The 16,315-nt window shown below is 48.8% G+C and carries 16 protein-coding genes; 6 read left to right on the plus strand and 10 right to left on the minus strand.

Annotated elements, in window-relative coordinates:
- Window positions 1-13 precede the first annotated feature (13 nt).
- From cysW to FXV75_RS13775, 3 genes are all read left to right on the plus strand, one after another.
- Entirely contained in the window at window positions 14-883 is an 870-nt protein-coding gene (cysW, locus tag FXV75_RS13765) for a sulfate ABC transporter permease subunit CysW (RefSeq protein WP_262368558.1), read from the plus strand.
- Window positions 880-1,977: a sulfate/molybdate ABC transporter ATP-binding protein gene (locus FXV75_RS13770; protein ID WP_148834275.1), complete on the plus strand. Its 1,098-nt coding sequence runs from the start codon at window positions 880-882 to the stop codon at window positions 1,975-1,977. The genes cysW and FXV75_RS13770 overlap by 4 nt, the downstream gene beginning before the upstream one ends.
- Window positions 1,978-2,066: 89 nt before the next feature.
- Complete coding sequence (locus FXV75_RS13775; RefSeq protein ID WP_148834277.1) at window positions 2,067-3,125, plus strand: GlxA family transcriptional regulator; 1,059 nt, start codon at window positions 2,067-2,069, stop codon at window positions 3,123-3,125.
- A 3-nt stretch (window positions 3,126-3,128) separates the two neighbouring features.
- Here the strand turns inward: FXV75_RS13775 and FXV75_RS13780 are convergent, their stop codons facing one another.
- Window positions 3,129-4,052 carry a histone deacetylase family protein gene (locus FXV75_RS13780; protein ID WP_148834279.1) on the minus strand — a complete coding sequence of 308 codons (924 nt, stop codon included), beginning with the start codon at window positions 4,050-4,052 and terminating at the stop codon, window positions 3,129-3,131.
- Window positions 4,053-4,206: 154 nt separating this feature from the next.
- On the opposite strand from FXV75_RS13780, the gene FXV75_RS13785 reads away from it, so the two are divergent.
- Entirely contained in the window at window positions 4,207-6,597 is a 2,391-nt protein-coding gene (locus FXV75_RS13785; RefSeq protein WP_148834281.1) for a GNAT family N-acetyltransferase, read from the plus strand.
- A 49-nt stretch (window positions 6,598-6,646) separates the two neighbouring features.
- On the opposite strand, the gene cdd is transcribed toward FXV75_RS13785, so the two are convergent.
- From cdd to radC, 9 genes are all read right to left on the minus strand, one after another.
- Window positions 6,647-7,051: a cytidine deaminase gene (gene cdd / locus FXV75_RS13790; protein ID WP_148834283.1), complete on the minus strand. Its 405-nt coding sequence runs from the start codon at window positions 7,049-7,051 to the stop codon at window positions 6,647-6,649.
- A gap of 1 nt (window position 7,052) precedes the next feature.
- On the minus strand, window positions 7,053-8,021 hold the full coding sequence (locus FXV75_RS13795) for an ABC transporter permease (RefSeq protein WP_148834285.1): 969 nt from the start codon (window positions 8,019-8,021) through the stop codon (window positions 7,053-7,055).
- Between the two features lie 9 nt (window positions 8,022-8,030).
- Complete coding sequence (locus tag FXV75_RS13800; RefSeq protein ID WP_148834287.1) at window positions 8,031-9,128, minus strand: ABC transporter permease; 1,098 nt, start codon at window positions 9,126-9,128, stop codon at window positions 8,031-8,033.
- Window positions 9,125-10,699 (minus strand): ABC transporter ATP-binding protein, encoded by a 1,575-nt coding sequence (locus FXV75_RS13805; protein ID WP_148835437.1) that lies wholly within the window; start codon window positions 10,697-10,699, stop codon window positions 9,125-9,127. Before FXV75_RS13805 ends, FXV75_RS13800 begins: the two co-directional genes overlap by 4 nt.
- Before the next feature lie 91 nt (window positions 10,700-10,790).
- Window positions 10,791-11,783: a BMP family protein gene (locus FXV75_RS13810; RefSeq protein WP_148834289.1), complete on the minus strand. Its 993-nt coding sequence runs from the start codon at window positions 11,781-11,783 to the stop codon at window positions 10,791-10,793.
- A 343-nt stretch (window positions 11,784-12,126) separates the two neighbouring features.
- On the minus strand, window positions 12,127-12,945 hold the full coding sequence (gene mutM, locus FXV75_RS13815) for a bifunctional DNA-formamidopyrimidine glycosylase/DNA-(apurinic or apyrimidinic site) lyase (RefSeq protein ID WP_148834291.1): 819 nt from the start codon (window positions 12,943-12,945) through the stop codon (window positions 12,127-12,129).
- 117 nt (window positions 12,946-13,062) lie between these two features.
- Entirely contained in the window at window positions 13,063-13,233 is a 171-nt protein-coding gene (gene rpmG, locus FXV75_RS13820; protein WP_011978459.1) for a 50S ribosomal protein L33, read from the minus strand.
- An 11-nt stretch (window positions 13,234-13,244) separates the two neighbouring features.
- A complete protein-coding gene (gene rpmB, locus FXV75_RS13825) occupies window positions 13,245-13,481 on the minus strand; it encodes a 50S ribosomal protein L28 (protein ID WP_072838851.1) in 237 nt (78 codons plus the stop codon).
- A 165-nt stretch (window positions 13,482-13,646) separates the two neighbouring features.
- The gene (gene radC, locus FXV75_RS13830; protein WP_148834293.1) at window positions 13,647-14,321 is read right to left on the minus strand and encodes a RadC family protein; all 675 of its coding nucleotides are present in this window, start codon (window positions 14,319-14,321) and stop codon (window positions 13,647-13,649) included.
- 116 nt (window positions 14,322-14,437) lie between these two features.
- On the opposite strand from radC, the gene coaBC reads away from it, so the two are divergent.
- Together coaBC and dut are read left to right on the plus strand one after the other, a co-directional pair.
- A complete protein-coding gene (gene coaBC, locus FXV75_RS13835; RefSeq protein ID WP_148834295.1) occupies window positions 14,438-15,667 on the plus strand; it encodes a bifunctional phosphopantothenoylcysteine decarboxylase/phosphopantothenate--cysteine ligase CoaBC in 1,230 nt (409 codons plus the stop codon).
- Between the two features lie 34 nt (window positions 15,668-15,701).
- Window positions 15,702-16,160 (plus strand): dUTP diphosphatase, encoded by a 459-nt coding sequence (dut, locus tag FXV75_RS13840; protein WP_148834298.1) that lies wholly within the window; start codon window positions 15,702-15,704, stop codon window positions 16,158-16,160.
- The last annotated feature ends 155 nt before the right edge of the window (window positions 16,161-16,315 follow it).

The raw sequence follows: 16,315 nt of genomic DNA on the forward strand, positions 1-16,315 counted from the left end.
ACTGGGAACCCTTATGTCCTCTAAAACGCTCATGTCTAAAAAAAGCGCTTCTAGCCAACTGCGTGTTGGCGACAGCCCTTGGGTCAAATGGCTGTTGATTGGTTTGACCTTATTTTTAACCACAATTTTGCTGCTGGTGCCGCTGGTCGCTATTTTCCAACAAGCCTTTGTGGAAGGTGCAGCACACTATTTCAATAGTTTACTCGAAGCCGATACCTTGCACGCCATCGGTTTGACCTTGGTGGTCGCGGCGTTGACCGTGCCGATCAACTTGGTGTTTGGCGTCATGCTGGCCTGGTCAGTCACCCGCTTTGAATTCCCCGGGCGCAAACTGTTAATGACGCTGATGGACATCCCCTTTGCCGTGTCGCCGGTGGTCGCCGGTTTGTTGTATTTGCTGCTCTATGGCAACAATGGCTGGATCGGCTCTTGGTTGTACGAGCAAGACATTCAGCTGATGTTCGCTTGGCCCGGCATTGTTATGGTTACCGTGTTTGTTACCTGCCCCTTTGTCGCACGGGAACTGATTCCCTTAATGCAACAACAAGGCCGCGAAGACGAAGAAGCGGCGGTGATTTTGGGCGCATCGGGCTGGCAACTGTTCCGTCGTGTCACTCTGCCTAACATCAAGTGGGCGCTGATTTACGGGGTGATTCTCACCAACGCACGCGCCGTCGGCGAATTCGGTGCCGTGTCTGTGGTGTCGGGCAATATTCGTGGCGAAACCAATACCTTGCCTTTGCATGTGCAGTTGCAATACGAGGATTACCAAGCCGCCGCGGCCTTCGCCAGCGCCTCCTTGCTGGCGTTGATTGCCCTACTGACCTTGCTATTTAAAGCCTTTATCGAATGGCGCCAAGAACGACAGGAAGCGACGTTATGAGTATTTTGATTGAACAGATTTCCAAAACCTTTGGCCAATTTCAGGCCTTGTCGCCTCTGTCTTTGGACATTCAAGAAGGCGAAATGATCGGTTTGCTCGGCCCATCGGGGTCCGGCAAAACCACCCTTTTGCGTATCATTGCCGGATTAGAAGGCGCCGACACAGGGCGTATTCAATTTGGCGACCGCGACGTAACCCACTTGCACGTGCGCGATCGTCGCGTGGGCTTTGTGTTCCAAAACTACGCCTTATTTCGACACATGACGGTGGCCGACAACGTGGCCTTTGGTCTGGATGTGTTACCCCGCAAAGAACGCCCAAGCCCAAGCGACATCAAAAAGCGCGTCATGCATTTGCTCGATATGGTGCAGCTCGCGCACTTGGCAAATCGCTTCCCGTCGCAACTATCTGGTGGCCAAAAACAGCGTATCGCCTTGGCCCGTGCTTTGGCGACACAACCGGAAGTCTTGCTGCTCGATGAGCCGTTCGGTGCGCTAGACGCCAAAGTACGCAAAGAACTGCGCCGCTGGCTGCGGGGGTTACACGAAGAGCTCGGGTTCACCAGCGTGTTCGTCACCCACGACCAAGAAGAAGCGCTGGAATTGTCAGATCGCGTTGTGGTGATGAGCAATGGCCACATCGAACAAGTCGATCAACCTGGGGCCCTGTATGCCTCGCCCAACAGTCGTTTTGTGTTTGACTTTCTTGGCAATGCCAATGTTTTTGAAAGCAAGGCATTTGAAGGAAAATGGCAGAACGAGCAGGCTTATATCAATTTGCCGGAACAACACACCCTTGGTACGCCAAAAGACGGCCAGTTGTATATCCGTTCCCACGAGTTTTTCGTCTCAGATGCGCCCACGGCTCAGGCGAATTTACCGTTAAAAGTGGTCGCGATTAACTTGATCGGCGCCGAAGTCCACCTTGAACTGTCGCCCATCGGTTGGCACAGCCAAGAGGTATGGGAAATCGACTTGCCACATAAAGCCTTCGATAAGCATGGCTTTGAAAAAGGTCAAACGGTTTTTGTGACGCCAAAAGCTGGGTATTTTTTCGCTCACGATGCCGATAAACCCATCTCTATACACTGGTAAGTTGATAAACATAACCCCATGAACCTTAGCGTTTATTTTGCTTCCAATATGGGATATTGTGTTCGCAAAATAACAACAAGGTTTAAGGTATGGCGGCCGCTGATACAAAACTTACCACATCGCAATTTCAAAGCCATTTAAAGCGTTCAAACCTTGCCTTTACTCGCTCAGGCCTAACACAAGCCGTCACGACATCGCCCAAAAGAGCCAATTTTGTTCTGCTTGATCATTTTTCAATGTCCTGTTTTTCGGTTGCGTTAGACACTTTAGTCACATTAAACATGGTATATGATCATCCGGTTTACGAATGCAAAACCTACAGCTTACAGAATTCAAAAGCTTTATCTGATGTTTCAATAGAATTGGCCACCGATGGCAAACTGCAAGACATGGTAATCGATCAGGATTCCATGCTGATTATTTGCGGTGGCTACAGGAGCGCACTAAAAGCCGAACCTATTCTGCGAAAACAGATTGCAAAAGCCGCGCAACTAAACAACCCGATTCTGGGTCTTTGGAATGGGGGCTTTTACATTGCGGACAGCAAAATACACATCGGAAACGCCATGTCGATCCATAAAGACAACAAAGCCATTATGGAAGAACACTTTCCGGACTTAAGCGTATCTACCTCTGCTTTTACTGACGCCGGCGCGATATTAACCTGCTCTGGCCCAAACAGCGCATTGGACATGATGCTGCATTTTATTTCGACCTCTTATGGAAAAGACTACGCAGACGCCGTTGCAGAAGTCATTGGTTCCGATAGAAATAGCTCCAGCGCAAAAGTGGCCCAACATTTTTTACGCTCCGAACTCAACATACCCGATTGCGTCAAAGACTCTATTTTATTGATGGAAAATAACCTTGAAGACCTATTGGGTATCGACGAGATAGCCGCATTGGTCGGTATTTCACGTCGCCAAATAGAGCGGCTGTTTAAGATAAACGTCGGTGTGACGCCAGCACGCTATTATTTAGAATTACGCTTAAATCAGGCTCGTCAATTAATACAGCAATCCAGTTTAAGCATTTTTGAGATTTCGATTGCCTGTGGTTTTGTCAGTTCCGCGCATTTTAGTCGTACGTATCATCGTTTTTTTGGGCAAGCACCGATCGACACCCGCCGTACTTTTCGTGCTACTTAAGAATCACAAGCGCATCAAACTTTTAATATGACAAAACGCCGCACGACCTAGGGCGTCTATGTTGTAGCCGCCTTCTAATACCGAGACCACCTTGCCACCGCAATGACGATCGGCCACGTCCATTAAAACATCGGTAATCCAGGTAAAATCCGATTCACTTAATCGAAGCTGACCCATTGGGTCTTCTTTATGGGCATCAAAGCCTGCCGACAGCATCACTAAGTCCGGCTTAAAAGCCTCCAATGCAGGCAGTAATTGCTCAGTAATAATCGCTTGAAACGCCTCACTGCCAGACCCAGCGGCCAAGGGCATGTGCAAAATATTGTCGTGGGATGCGCCTGGATCACTGTAAGGGTAAAATGGATGCTGATAACTGGAGGCATACATAACATTCGCATCGGATTTAAAGATGTCTTCCGTGCCGTTGCCATGGTGAACATCAAAATCAATAATGGCAACGCGCTGCAAGCCGTACTGTCGCACCGCGTGGCGCGCGCCGACGGCTATATTATTAAACAAACAAAACCCCATGGCCTTATCGTATTCTGCATGGTGGCCCGGCGGGCGAATAGCGCAAAAAGCGTTGTCCATCTCCCCCGACATCACCACATCCACCGCTTGAACGACAGAACCTGCGGCATACAAAGCGGCTTCTAACGTTTGTGGCATCATTAGGGTTTCTGGCTCTAATTCCACATGCCCTTCTTCTGGCGCGCGGTCAAAAATGGAGTTGACATAAGCCTCATCATGCGTATCGATCAATTGCTCGCGAGTGGCGGGCTGCGCTTCCAATCGACGCAAAAAATCCATTAACTGACCCATGATTAAACGATTCTGGATCGCACCAAGACGCATAGGAGACTCCGGATGATCGTCTCCCATATTATGCTTATCGCAAGAAGTGTGTGTGATGTAAGCCGTAGTCATCTGATATTCCAATAAGATTCTTATTTTTTTGATACTTAATTGCTCAATATCAACACAAGAGACAAAGACAATCTACCCTACCATGGTCTACCATTCGCCCAATCAAAACCTATGGTATTGTCATAGGATGAACTCAGCATTAGGAGAATCGCCCGTGAGTCAACATGCCCTTCACTCTCTACTTGCGCCACAATCTATGGTGGTGCTCACCGGCGACGATGCACACGACCCTCTTATGCTGGCGCTGCTTACCACTTTGTCCCAGGCGAAAAAATCCTGCCCGGTGTTTTTGGTTGGTTCACCGCCAGCCAACACGTTTTCTTTTCCGCTGTTTGCTCGTTTTCTCGACTTACCGACACAGCCCGACTTAGCGGTTTTAGTCGGCCAGCATAGCCAATCTACCATGGAACAGTTGATTGCAGGCTGCGGCGCGGTAGGCATTGGCTCTTTGCTCATGCTGTCTTGGACGAGCGAAACACCCGACGCCCTCACCGCGGCATTACGTCAACATAATGTGCGTTTACTCGGGCCAAATAGCTTTGGGATTTGTCGACCCAAGCAAGGCGTCTTTGCTTGGCTTGGCCTCACTCAACCTTTACCTGGGCGATTAGCACTCATGTCGCAATCTGGCACCGTTGCCAGTGCCTTAGTCGATTGGGCAACGTGGCAAGGCATCGGGTTTTCACAAGTAGTGTCCATGGGAACGCCCGTGGATGTGATGCCAGCGCAAGTGTTGGACTATTTGTCGAACGACTTCGAAAGCCAAGCCATTTTGATGTATTTGCAAAAAATTGGCCGTCCAACACGCTTTCTCAGCAGCTTGCGCGCCACGGGCCGCAGTAAACCCGTAGCCGTTGTGACGGAACATTCTATCGGTGCCGATGAGCGCGTTTTAGACGCTGCCCTTAGCCGAACGGGTGCCGTTCGAGGCAAACGCTTAAACGACTTAATCGCCGCCGCCTCGGTCATGACCAACGCTCGCCGCGTCAAAGATGGCTCGTTATTAATTATCGGTAACGGGGCTGGCCCGGGGGAATTAGCCGCCCAACGCGCCATGGAACTGGACATCGACTTACTCAAACCAGAAGGCGAACTGCGTGAGAAACTCGAAACGACCATGGCAGGACGGGGTTATATTGGCCCAGTAACGACCGTTTGGGCGAGTTGTGCTACGGATCTCTTTATCGATCTGGCCGCCGATGCGCTTAATAATCCAGAATGCGGTGCTGTCTTACTGACGCTCAGCCCCACCGCGTTAATTGATATTGATTCGTTGTACAACCTGATCACCAAGCTGCACAGAACACAGAAAAAGCTCGTGATGGTGTGTTTGCTCGGCGGCGGTAACATGACCAACATGCGTACCCGCATTAATGAGGCGGGTATTCCAACTTTTAGGACCCCAGAAACCGCTATTGAGGGCTTTCAGTTTTTGGTGCAATTTCAACGCAATCAATTATTAGCCAAACAAGCCCCAGACAGCCATGCGTTTCGCTTTAAAATTGATGTCTCAGAAGCAACAAACACACTGGCTCAGCTCTACAAAAATGGGCAACGCACACCGCAAGCGGACGCCCTACGGGACATTTTTGAGCTGTTTCACATTCGTATTATTACCCGTCGCCAAGCGTCCCATCAGCTGTTTGCGCCGATCCATTTGCGGGTATTTCAAGACGCCGTATTTGGCCCCGCCATTGGGTTATCTCTGGAAGGCGCACAGCAACACAAACAAGCAGAAGCCGTGGCATTGCCACCGCTAAACACTATTTTGGCGAAGGATCTAATCCAGCGCGCATTTCCAGGGGAAGAATCTTTCGAACTCGAAAGCCTGCTGCGCAATTTGTCCACCATGGTGTGCGAACTGCCCGAGATCGAAAACTTAGAATTAGCCGACGTGCGCATCCACGACAGCGGCAGCGTCTACGCCGATGTCACCGCGAGCTTGCGTTCATGCAAAAATTGGCGACGCTACGAGCACCTTGCCATTCATCCTTATCCGCGCCAATGGGTGTCGGAACGAGCGCTAAAAAATGGCGACATCGCCACAATCAGACCGGTATTACCCAGAGATTCTGCGATTTTAGCGGATTTTGTCCGTAGCATGTCCCACGAAACTCGCTACTTTCGCTTCATTTCTAGCATAGAAGAATTAACGCCGCGCATGCTATCCAGCCTGTCGCACATCGACTATGACCGAGAAATGGCGTTGCTGGCCGTGATCAATAAAGACGATCAAAACGTGCTCATCGGCACCGCTCGCTACATCGACAACTTCGATGACCAAAGCTGTGAATTTGCTGTGGTGCTAGGCGATGAATATCAAGGATTGGGATTGGCCTCGTATCTTATGCGACAACTGTTTCAAGTCGCCGCTGACAAAGGCATCAAGGTCATGAAAGGCATTGTATTAGCGGAAAACAAACACATGATCGACTTTTGCAAACACTTAGGCTTTAGCATAAAGCGAGACGAAGACGACTTCGGCCAAGTCATCGCCACCCTAAAACTCACCCCATCGCTACTGGAGAAATGCTTAAAAAGCTAAATTTTCTGTTTTCAGATATTTAGTTTTTAAGTATTCAGTTTTTAAGTATTCAGTTTTTAAGTAAGAGGTTGTCAGGCCCAAAGGAAAACGGCAGTAGTTCTTCCATGGTCAAGGTTTTGCGTACGCCGTGTTCGTCACAAATATGAATCTGGGTGTCGGCGCTGGAAAACTCACGGATCTTTTGACGGCAGCCGCCACACGGCGTCACCAAAAGGTCGCCTTTGCCCATCACGTAAATGTGTTTGATCTCTGTGTCACCGCCGAGCACCATGGCGGCTATGGCACCGGCTTCAGCGCAGGTGCCTTCTGGATAAGCCGCGTTTTCCACATTGCAGCCAGAATAAACCTCACCAGAGCGAGTCTCAATCACCGCGCCCACCTGAAAGCGGGAATAAGGCACATAGGCCTTATTCATCGCGGCATTGGCCAAAGTGAGCAAGACTTTGTTGGTCATATCAAGCTCGCTCTTTCACGTAAGGACGACCAATGGCTTTCGGCCCCACCGCTTTGCCGATAAAGCCCGCCAACAGTAAGACAGTTAATACGTATGGTAAGACTTCGATGGCTTGTACCGGCACTTCGCCAATGCCTGGAATCACCACGCCTTGCATGCGAATCGCCACCGCGTCTAAGAAACCAAATAACAAACACGCCAGCAAGACGGGCACGGGGCGCCATTTACCAAAAATCAACGCCGCCAGCGCCATGTAGCCTTTACCGGCACTCATGTCTTTTAGGAAGCCTGCGTTGTGCGCGGTTGATAAGTAAGCCCCTGCTAAACCACACAAGATGCCACACACGATCAAAGCGCGGTAACGAATAAAAGCCACAGAGATCCCCGCAGTGTCCACCGCATGAGGGTTTTCACCGACGGCACGAAGGCGCAAACCAAAGCGAGTTTTGTAGATCACCCAATAGGTCACCGGCACCATCAAGAAAGCCAAATACACAAGAATATTATGACCGCTCAATAAGTCCGAATAAATCAGCCCCAATACCGGCACCTCTCGCAGAGCATCGGCAAACGGAAAGGTAATTTCTAAGAAACGCGCATCGCCAGACAAAGCCGGCGTTTGCCCGCCCATACCAAACCAATGCATCGACAAAGTCACCGTTAAGCCCGCTACTATGGTATTGATCGCCACACCGGACACGATATGATCGCCACGATGGGTGATGCAGGCAAAGCCATGGATCATCGCTAAAGACACCGACGCCATAATGCCGAACAACAACCCAATCCAAGCGGAACCAAACACCGAGGCGGCAGCAGCAGCGGCAAACGCACTGCCAAGAATCTTGCCTTCTAAGCCAATGTCGACAATACCGGCCCGTTCAGAATACAGCCCTGCCAATGCGGCCAAAATCAACGGCGTGGACACACGCATCGTTGCGTCCAACATAAGTATCAATGTTTCAAACATAGTTTTCCCCTACGCGACCGCTCTGCGAATAAAAAAGCCTTCGATACGATCTTTAAACATGTGTTCAAGCGCACCTGAAAACAAGATCACCAAACCTTGAATCACCACGACAATTTCTGGCGTAATGGTCGGGATTTCAAACGCCAATTCAGCGCCACCTTGATACAGAGCACCAAACAACATGGCCGCTAAAATAATCCCAATAGGATGATTTCGTCCCATCAAAGCGACGGCGATACCGGCAAAACCATAGCCTGCGGTGAAGTTCAGCAACAAGTTATGATTCACGCCCATGATTTCATTTAGGCCAACAAAACCCGCCAAACCGCCCGAAATGAGCATAGCCCAAATCGTGACCTTCGCCGTGTCTATGCCTGCGTAACGCGCGGCTGTCGGGTTAGTACCCAAGGTACGCAACTGATAACCCCAACGGGTATGCCACACCAAGCCCCACACAAACACACAACATAACAGCGCCCAGATGAACGCCAAATTCAATGGCGAGTCACCGATATCAATGCCCAGTGGTGATAAGAGTTCGTGCAGATACGGCAGCCAAGCATTTTCTTCAAACGTTCGGCTATTAGGTGCCATACGGCCATCTTCTTTTAGCCAATTAACGATCAAATACACCATTAAAGAAGAAGCGATAAAGTTAAACATGATGGTGGTAATAACAATGTGACTGCCGCGACGTGCCTGCAAATACGCAGGAATATACGCCCAAGCTGCGCCAAATATCGCAGAACCGATAATCGCCAGCGGCGCAATCACATAAAATGGCATGGTATGATCCAGCGACAGACAAATTAAGCCTACGCCCAACCCCCCAATGTACGCCTGGCCCTCGCCACCGATGTTGAACAAGCCACCTTTAAACGCCACGGAAACTGCCAAGCCGGTAAAAATCAAGTTAGTGGCATAATACAGGGTGTAACCAATGCCTTCGTCGTACCCAAAGGCGCCGTAGATTAAGTAACCTGCGGCTTCAAGCGGGTTTTCCCCAATCGCCAAAATCACCAGACCAGACACAAGAAACGCCAGTAAGATATTCAAAATCGGAATCAGGGCAATGTTGACCCACGCCGGTACTTTTGCTTGACTCATACGGTGGCTCCTTGTGCATCGCTTTGCTCGCTGTTTGAGTCTGTGAAAGCATTCGCCATCATCAAGCCAAGAGTGCGTTCGTCGGCGTCTTTTGCGTCAAGTTCGCCGACCACCGCTCCGTCAAACATCACTAGGATGCGATCACTTAACGCCATAATTTCATCCAATTCTACCGACACCAGCAAAATGGCTTTGCCAGAGTCTCTGAGTTTCACGATTTGTTCGTGTATGTTTTCAATCGCACCTATGTCCACGCCGCGCGTTGGCTGGCCGATCAACAAGACGTCGGGGTTTTGTTCTACTTCTCGGGCAATCACGATCTTCTGTTGATTGCCTCCGGAAAAGTTCGCGGTTTTCAAATGCGGATTAGGCGGACGTACGTCCCATGCCGCCATTCGCGTGTTGCATTCGTCAAGCATGGCTTGGCGGTTCATTAGAATTTTGCCGTTGTAAACATCCGAATTGTGATAACCCAGCACAGCCGCCTCGTAAGCTTCAAACCCCGTCACCAAGCCCATTTTGTGGCGATCTTCTGGCACATGAGCCATTTTCAAATCGCGCATTTGGGCCGCGTTCTTCGGCGTTTTCGCACTGATGGTTTCGCCGGCGAATTCGATCTCGCCTTCGTCCATGGTGGTAATGCCCGATAAAACGTTGAGTAATTCACTTTGTCCGTTGCCAGACACACCGGCAACACCCAAAATCTCGCCCGCACGCAGCGTTAAACTGACGTCCTTCAAGCGCTTCACGCCTTGGCTGTCAAATTGGGATAAATGCTTTGCTGACAACAACACTTGGCTTGGTTTGGCTTCGTCTTTGTTGACCGTCAGACGGACTTTTTTGCCCACCATTAATTCGGCTAGCTCTTCTTTGCTCGTGCTGGCGGTATCACGGTGCGCGACCATTTCACCTTGGCGCATCACCGACACATTGTCGGTGGACGCCATGATTTCGCGTAACTTGTGTGTGATTAATAATACGGTGACGCCCTGCTCTTTGAGGGCTTTTAGGATACGGAATAAATGATCCGCCTCTTGTGGTGTGAGTACGCCTGTAGGCTCGTCTAATATTAAAATACGAGCGCCGCGATAAAGCGCTTTGAGGATTTCCACACGCTGCTGCAGACCTACAGGTAATTCCTCGACAATGGCATCCACATCGATGTCTAGGCTGTATTCTTGTGCCAGACGTTGCAACTCGACTCGTGCTGCAACCATGCCGTTTTTCAGCAAGACACCACCCTCGGCACCCAACATGACGTTTTCAAGCACACTGAAATTTTCCACCAGCATAAAGTGCTGATGCACCATACCGATGCCCGCCTGAATCGCGCCTTCAGAACTGCGAATATCAACGCGCTGCCCGTCTATTTCTATGTGACCGGTATCGGCTTCATAAAAGCCATAAATGATACTCATCAGAGTCGATTTACCCGCGCCGTTTTCACCGATAATACCGTGAATCGTGCCCGCAGCTACTTGTAAACAAATGTCTTTGTTGGCCTGTACGGCACCAAATCGTTTGCTAATATCGCGCAATTCAATTGCGTATGGCATGGTTTTATTCGTCATATCTAACGTCATTTATCTGCTTAAAATGGAACACTCTAAAGCAAAAAAAACAGCTACCCGCTCAACGCTGGCAGCTGTTTTGTTATGCGAATTAGTAGTTACACGTGTTGTCTGACATGTAATCGTGCACTTGAATATCACCACTGATGATATTGGCACGAATGTCAGCGATCTTCGCTTTCATTTGCGTGCTAATAAGAGCCGCGTTATTGTCGTCTTGCGCCCAATCTACGCCACCCTCAGCCAAACCTAGAACCACTAAACCAGGCATCCAAGTCCCTGCCGCAGCGTCTTTATAGGTTTTGTAGGCCGCCTGATCAACGCGCTTTACCATAGAGGTCAACATGGTGCCTGGCTGAATGTGGTTTTGGTTGGAGTCAACACCAATCGCTAGCTTACCGTCGTCTTTCGCGGCTTGATAAACCCCGATGCCTGTACCGCCCGCTGCAGCAAAAACCACATCCGCGCCTTTAGAGAACTGGCTTTTCGCTAATTCAGAGCCCTTCGTTGGGTCGTTAAACGCCGCGCCAGTTGAGCCAGTCATATTTTGAAGAACAGTTGCGTTAGCAGAAACGTATTTTACGCCTTGCTCGTAACCACAACCGAACTTGCGAATAAGAGGAATATCCATACCACCAACAAAACCTACGGTGTCGGTTTTAGACGCCATCGCTGCCAACGCGCCAACGATAAACGAGCCTTCATGCTCTTTAAACACCACAGATTGCACATTTGGCAGGTCAATCACACCGTCAATTAACGTGAAGTTAATATTAGGGAAATCCTTCGCTACTTTTTCTACAGCAGAAGTCATATTAAAACCGACGGTAACAATAGGCGAGTATCCACGTTTAGCTAAACGACGCAAACCTTGTTCAACCTGAGCTTCGTTCTTTGGTTCAAATTCACGAACTTGAATACCGGTTTCCGCCGTGTATTGTTTTACACCATTAAATACGCCTTCGTTAAAAGACTTATCAAACTTACCGGCTTGGTCATACACGACCGCAGGTTCAATGGCAGCATGAGCTATGCTTGATGAGATGGCCAATGCTGTTACGGACGCAAAAAAAGCAGCTTTCATTCCAATTCCTCTTATTTTTTAATTTGAGCACACGTTTAATTAAGATAATGTATCATTCAACTCTGTTGTTTATTTATGTTGTTTCTGTCATTTGGACAAGGATTACACTTGGAAACCCCGTAAAACTTGACCCTATGTCTCACTAAGAAAACGGATTATTTCAGGCAAAGGCTGGACTTGCCTAACTGGTCAAAAATAAACCCATTCCAACATTACCGCAATGCAATCTGTCTGTTTTCTGGCGCCAACCACCGCGTTTTCACAGTGCGCCCCTCTTTGAGAGGGGCAACAACACCTTTCTAAGCTTAAAAAGCAATTCTTATGCCTAACTATAAACAAATGGTCAGGATTGGCAATAAAAACAGAACACCGTACTGCGTTGCGCTTGACGAATTTCTTTCAATGGCTTTTGGCACGTTAAACACGGTTTGTCTGCTCGTCCGTACACGGCGAGTTCTTGTTTGAAGTAACCCGGCTTACCGTCTCCGCCGACAAAGTCTTTCAGAGTGGTTCCACCTTGTTTAATGGCGGCGGCCAGAATGACTTTAATACACTCAACTAATCGCGCTAATCGCGCTTTGCTGATTTTGCCAGCCAATCGATCAGGGCGAATACCGGCTTTGAACAGAGCCTCGTTCGCATAGATGTTACCTACACCAACCACCACCTTGCTGTCCATAATGAAGGTTTTAATGGGAACTTTTCGGCCTTTGGCGCGGGCATAGAGCTGTTCAACATTAAACTCGTCAGACAAGGGCTCTGGTCCAAGGTGCTTGATCAGCGCATGCTCATTCCAGTCGTCGGTTGTCCATAAAATCGCACCAAACCGTCTGGGGTCTGTGTACCTGAGCCACACATCATTGTCGGCAAAACAGAAATCCACGTGATCATGAAACAGCGGTGGTGTCTCTATTGGAACAAAGTACAAGCTGCCCGACATGCCCAAATGCACGATTAAGGTGCCTTTGTCCGTATGAATGCCAATATATTTACCACGACGGGACAGATGGGTAATCACCTCACCAACCATCTCGGTGCTCAACTCAGGGGTGATCAACCAGCGTAGTTTGGGCTGACGAATATCGACACGGGCCAAGGAACGCCCTACCAGTTTAGACTCAATGCCTCGCAGGGTGGTTTCGACTTCCGGTAATTCTGGCATACGTGACCTCGACGTTAATGAAGTGAGTAAAATAATACTGACCAAACGAACAGCTGGTTCTATTTAGGTACAAAAAAACCGACTCAATGAGTCGGTTTTTTTGACAAGAGTCGAAAATTATTTAATTTTCGCTTCTTTGTACATAACGTGCTTACGTACGACTGGATCAAACTTTTTCATTTCAAGTTTGTCAGGAGTATTTCGCTTGTTCTTGTCAGTTGTGTAAAAGTGACCAGTACCAGCAGAAGATACCATGCGAATTAAATCGCGAGCGCCTTTAGAAGCCATGATTCAGATCCTTATACTTTTTCGCCGTTAGCGCGCATTTCAACAAGAACTGTTTCAATGCCCTTTTTATCAATAATACGCATACCTTTAGAAGAGACACGTAAACGGATGTAGCGGTTTTCACCTTCGACCCAAAAACGGTGCCAATGAAGGTTTGGAAGAAAACGACGCTTAGTACGGCGTTTTGAGTGAGAAACGTTATTACCTGTAACAGGGCGTTTCCCAGTAACTTGACATACGCGAGACATAATTAAATACCTTTTGCTATCCAGAAGATTATTGGAAGTGTTTCACTTCCTCAGGCGGAGCATGATTCCTTATGAATCAAAAAAATCCCGTACCGAGGATATAGCGGCGCGTATATTCCCATAAGCTCAGGTATTGAGCAATTCTTTTGTTAAAAAATGATCAATTTAGACCAAGCCCCGTTCTGCCAGAGATACTGGCGTCGTATCTCCCACCACAAAGTGATCAAGCAACCTAACGTCGATAAGGTTTAGCGCCTCTTTTATTCTGGCAGTAATAGATATATCCGCTTGGCTTGGTTCAGCAACGCCACTTGGGTGATTGTGCGCGAGAATGACCGCGGCCGCGTTATGTTGCAAAGCGGCTTTAACCACTTCTCTTGGATAAACAGCCGCCGCATCAATGGTGCCAAAAAACAGCTCTTCATAGCGAATCAGCCGATGCTGGGAATCAAGAAACAATACGGCAAACACTTCCCGCTGGGCATGACGAAGTTGCGACGATAAGTAAGCTCGAACATGCTCTGCGCTGGTAAAAACCGTTTCACGCATCAGTTGCTCTTGTAAATGACGTTTGGACATTTCCAGCACCGCTTGCAACTGCGTGTATTTTGCATCGCCCAAGCCAAATCCTTTGCAGAAGTCTTCCCGGCTGGCCGACATGAGCGCACGCAAACCGCCAAACTCTGACAAAATTTGTCGCGCTAATTCCACCGCACTAATGCCACGGGTACCGGTACGAAGAAAAATCGCCAGCAATTCTGAGTCGCTCAGCGCACCCGCTCCCTGGTGTATTAACTTTTCCCGCGGCCTGTCTTGTTCCGGCCAGTGATTAATCCCCATGATCTGCTCCTTGATCCATGATAATCTTGCGCTTATTGGAATAAGCAAAAAATATAAAAAAGGCGTCCTGCCTGCTGCTAACCATAGCCATCACAGACCCAATTGAGAAGTTTTTTATGTTAGATTTCGCTCAAAAACGCATTTTGTTAGGCATTACCGGCGGCATTGCGGCTTATAAAAGCATTGAGCTGATTAGACTACTAACCAAAGCGGGAGCAGACGTTCAGGTGGTCTTGACCGACGGCGCCAAAGCGTTCGTCACTGAAATGACGCTACAAGCGATATCTGGTCACCCTGTTCGCAGCACGTTATTAGACCCAAATGCGGAAGCGGGAATGGGGCATATTGAATTAGCGAAATGGGCCGATTTGATCGTCATCGCTCCTGCCTCAGCGGATTTTATGGCGCGCTACGCCCAAGGCATGGCGAACGATTTATTGTCCACGCTTTGCCTTGCTACCGAATCGCCTGTGCTGATTGCACCCGCGATGAATCAAGCCATGTGGAAGCACCCTGCCACGCAAGCCAATACCGCGCTGTTAAAACGTCGTGGGGTTCTGAACATCGGCCCCGCTGATGGCGCGCAAGCCTGTGGTGATGTGGGTACGGGGCGCATGAGTGAACCAGCGGACATTTTTGCGGCGATACATGCCCACTTTCAGTCTTCTATTATTGAGCAAGACTTACTTGGCCAGCATTGGGTAATTACCGCAGGCCCCACCATGGAAGCCATTGATCCGGTGCGCTATATCAGTAATCACAGTTCGGGGAAAATGGGTTATGCTCTGGCTGAAGCGGCAATGAAACGCGGTGCAAAAGTCACTCTTGTCAGCGGTCCGGTTCAATTATCCGCACCTCATGGCGTTGAACTTGTGTCGGCAAAAAGCGCCGACGACATGTTAGCGGCTTGTGAACAAGCCATGACAAAACAAGCCGATGTGTTTATTGGTGCCGCGGCCGTGGCGGATTTTAAAATGAAAACCGCCTGTGATCAGAAAATGAAAAAGCAAACGGACACAGACGAAGTCACTCTGACGCTGATAAAAAACCCCGACATTATTGCGACACTAGCGCGACAAAAACGCGCTAAGGTTATGGTCGGTTTTGCTGCCGAGACGCAACACGTCCTAGACTACGCGAAAAGCAAATTAGAACGTAAAGGACTCGATATCATCATTGCCAATGACGTGTCACGCTCTGATATTGGTTTTAATCAGGACAGCAACCAAGTCACGGTCATTACCAAAGACGCTATCTGGTCACCTGACAAAGCCGCGAAAAGCGCACTGGCCGTTCAATTGGTGGATACCATTGAGCAATATCGACTTTCCTCGTCGACGTTATAATACCGTTAACACCCGAATAAACGAGATACGAAAAATGAAACAAGCAATCCAATTAAAAATTCTCAGCGATAAAATTGGTAAAGAAATCCCGCTTCCCACTTACGCTACTGAAGGCTCGGCTGGGTTGGATTTGCGCGCCTGTCTGGATCACGCGATTGAGTTGGCACCCGGCGACACCACCCTCCTGCCCACCGGTTTATCTATTTTCATTCAAGACCCAAACTTAGCGGCGACGATTTTGCCACGCTCTGGTTTAGGTCATAAGCATGGCATTGTGTTGGGTAATTTAGTGGGTCTGATCGATTCGGATTATCAAGGTGAGCTCATGGTGTCTTGCTGGAACCGTGGACACACGACGTTTACTATTGAGCCCGGTGAGCGCGTCGCGCAACTGGTGTTGTTGCCTGTAGTGCAAGCAGAGTTCAACATTGTGACCGAGTTTGAAAGCACCGAACGCGGTGAAGGCGGCTTTGGTCACACCGGCACCAAGTAAGTCAGCCGATAGCAACATCGCAGGACGACAATAGAATTTGGTAAAAACAAGATAAAAAGAGTGAGAATATTTCACTCTTTTTATCTTTGTTACTGCATTTACTCACCCATCTTTATTGAATCAAAACGTTTTGCATTTTATGTACCTATTCTCGT

It is taken from the genome of Marinomonas sp. IMCC 4694, from assembly GCF_008122525.1.
Lineage (GTDB): Bacteria > Pseudomonadota > Gammaproteobacteria > Pseudomonadales > Marinomonadaceae > Marinomonas.

What these genes read in the sequence shown, in the direction of transcription:
- coaBC (WP_148834295.1), top strand. Translation starts at nt 14,438, where the DNA reads ATGTTAGATTTCGCTCAAAAACGCATTTTGTTAGGCATTACCGGCGGC.
- FXV75_RS13780 (WP_148834279.1), bottom strand. Translation starts at nt 4,052, where the DNA reads ATGACTACGGCTTACATCACACACACTTCTTGCGATAAGCATAATATG.
- rpmB (WP_072838851.1), bottom strand. Translation starts at nt 13,481, where the DNA reads ATGTCTCGCGTATGTCAAGTTACTGGGAAACGCCCTGTTACAGGTAAT.
- rpmG (WP_011978459.1), bottom strand. Translation starts at nt 13,233, where the DNA reads ATGGCTTCTAAAGGCGCTCGCGATTTAATTCGCATGGTATCTTCTGCT.
- FXV75_RS13800 (WP_148834287.1), bottom strand. Translation starts at nt 9,128, where the DNA reads ATGAGTCAAGCAAAAGTACCGGCGTGGGTCAACATTGCCCTGATTCCG.
- FXV75_RS13795 (WP_148834285.1), bottom strand. Translation starts at nt 8,021, where the DNA reads ATGTTTGAAACATTGATACTTATGTTGGACGCAACGATGCGTGTGTCC.
- FXV75_RS13775 (WP_148834277.1), top strand. Translation starts at nt 2,067, where the DNA reads ATGGCGGCCGCTGATACAAAACTTACCACATCGCAATTTCAAAGCCAT.
- cdd (WP_148834283.1), bottom strand. Translation starts at nt 7,051, where the DNA reads ATGACCAACAAAGTCTTGCTCACTTTGGCCAATGCCGCGATGAATAAG.
- dut (WP_148834298.1), top strand. Translation starts at nt 15,702, where the DNA reads ATGAAACAAGCAATCCAATTAAAAATTCTCAGCGATAAAATTGGTAAA.
- FXV75_RS13770 (WP_148834275.1), top strand. Translation starts at nt 880, where the DNA reads ATGAGTATTTTGATTGAACAGATTTCCAAAACCTTTGGCCAATTTCAG.
- FXV75_RS13810 (WP_148834289.1), bottom strand. Translation starts at nt 11,783, where the DNA reads ATGAAAGCTGCTTTTTTTGCGTCCGTAACAGCATTGGCCATCTCATCA.
- cysW (WP_262368558.1), top strand. Translation starts at nt 14, where the DNA reads ATGTCCTCTAAAACGCTCATGTCTAAAAAAAGCGCTTCTAGCCAACTG.
- FXV75_RS13805 (WP_148835437.1), bottom strand. Translation starts at nt 10,699, where the DNA reads ATGACGAATAAAACCATGCCATACGCAATTGAATTGCGCGATATTAGC.
- radC (WP_148834293.1), bottom strand. Translation starts at nt 14,321, where the DNA reads ATGGGGATTAATCACTGGCCGGAACAAGACAGGCCGCGGGAAAAGTTA.
- mutM (WP_148834291.1), bottom strand. Translation starts at nt 12,945, where the DNA reads ATGCCAGAATTACCGGAAGTCGAAACCACCCTGCGAGGCATTGAGTCT.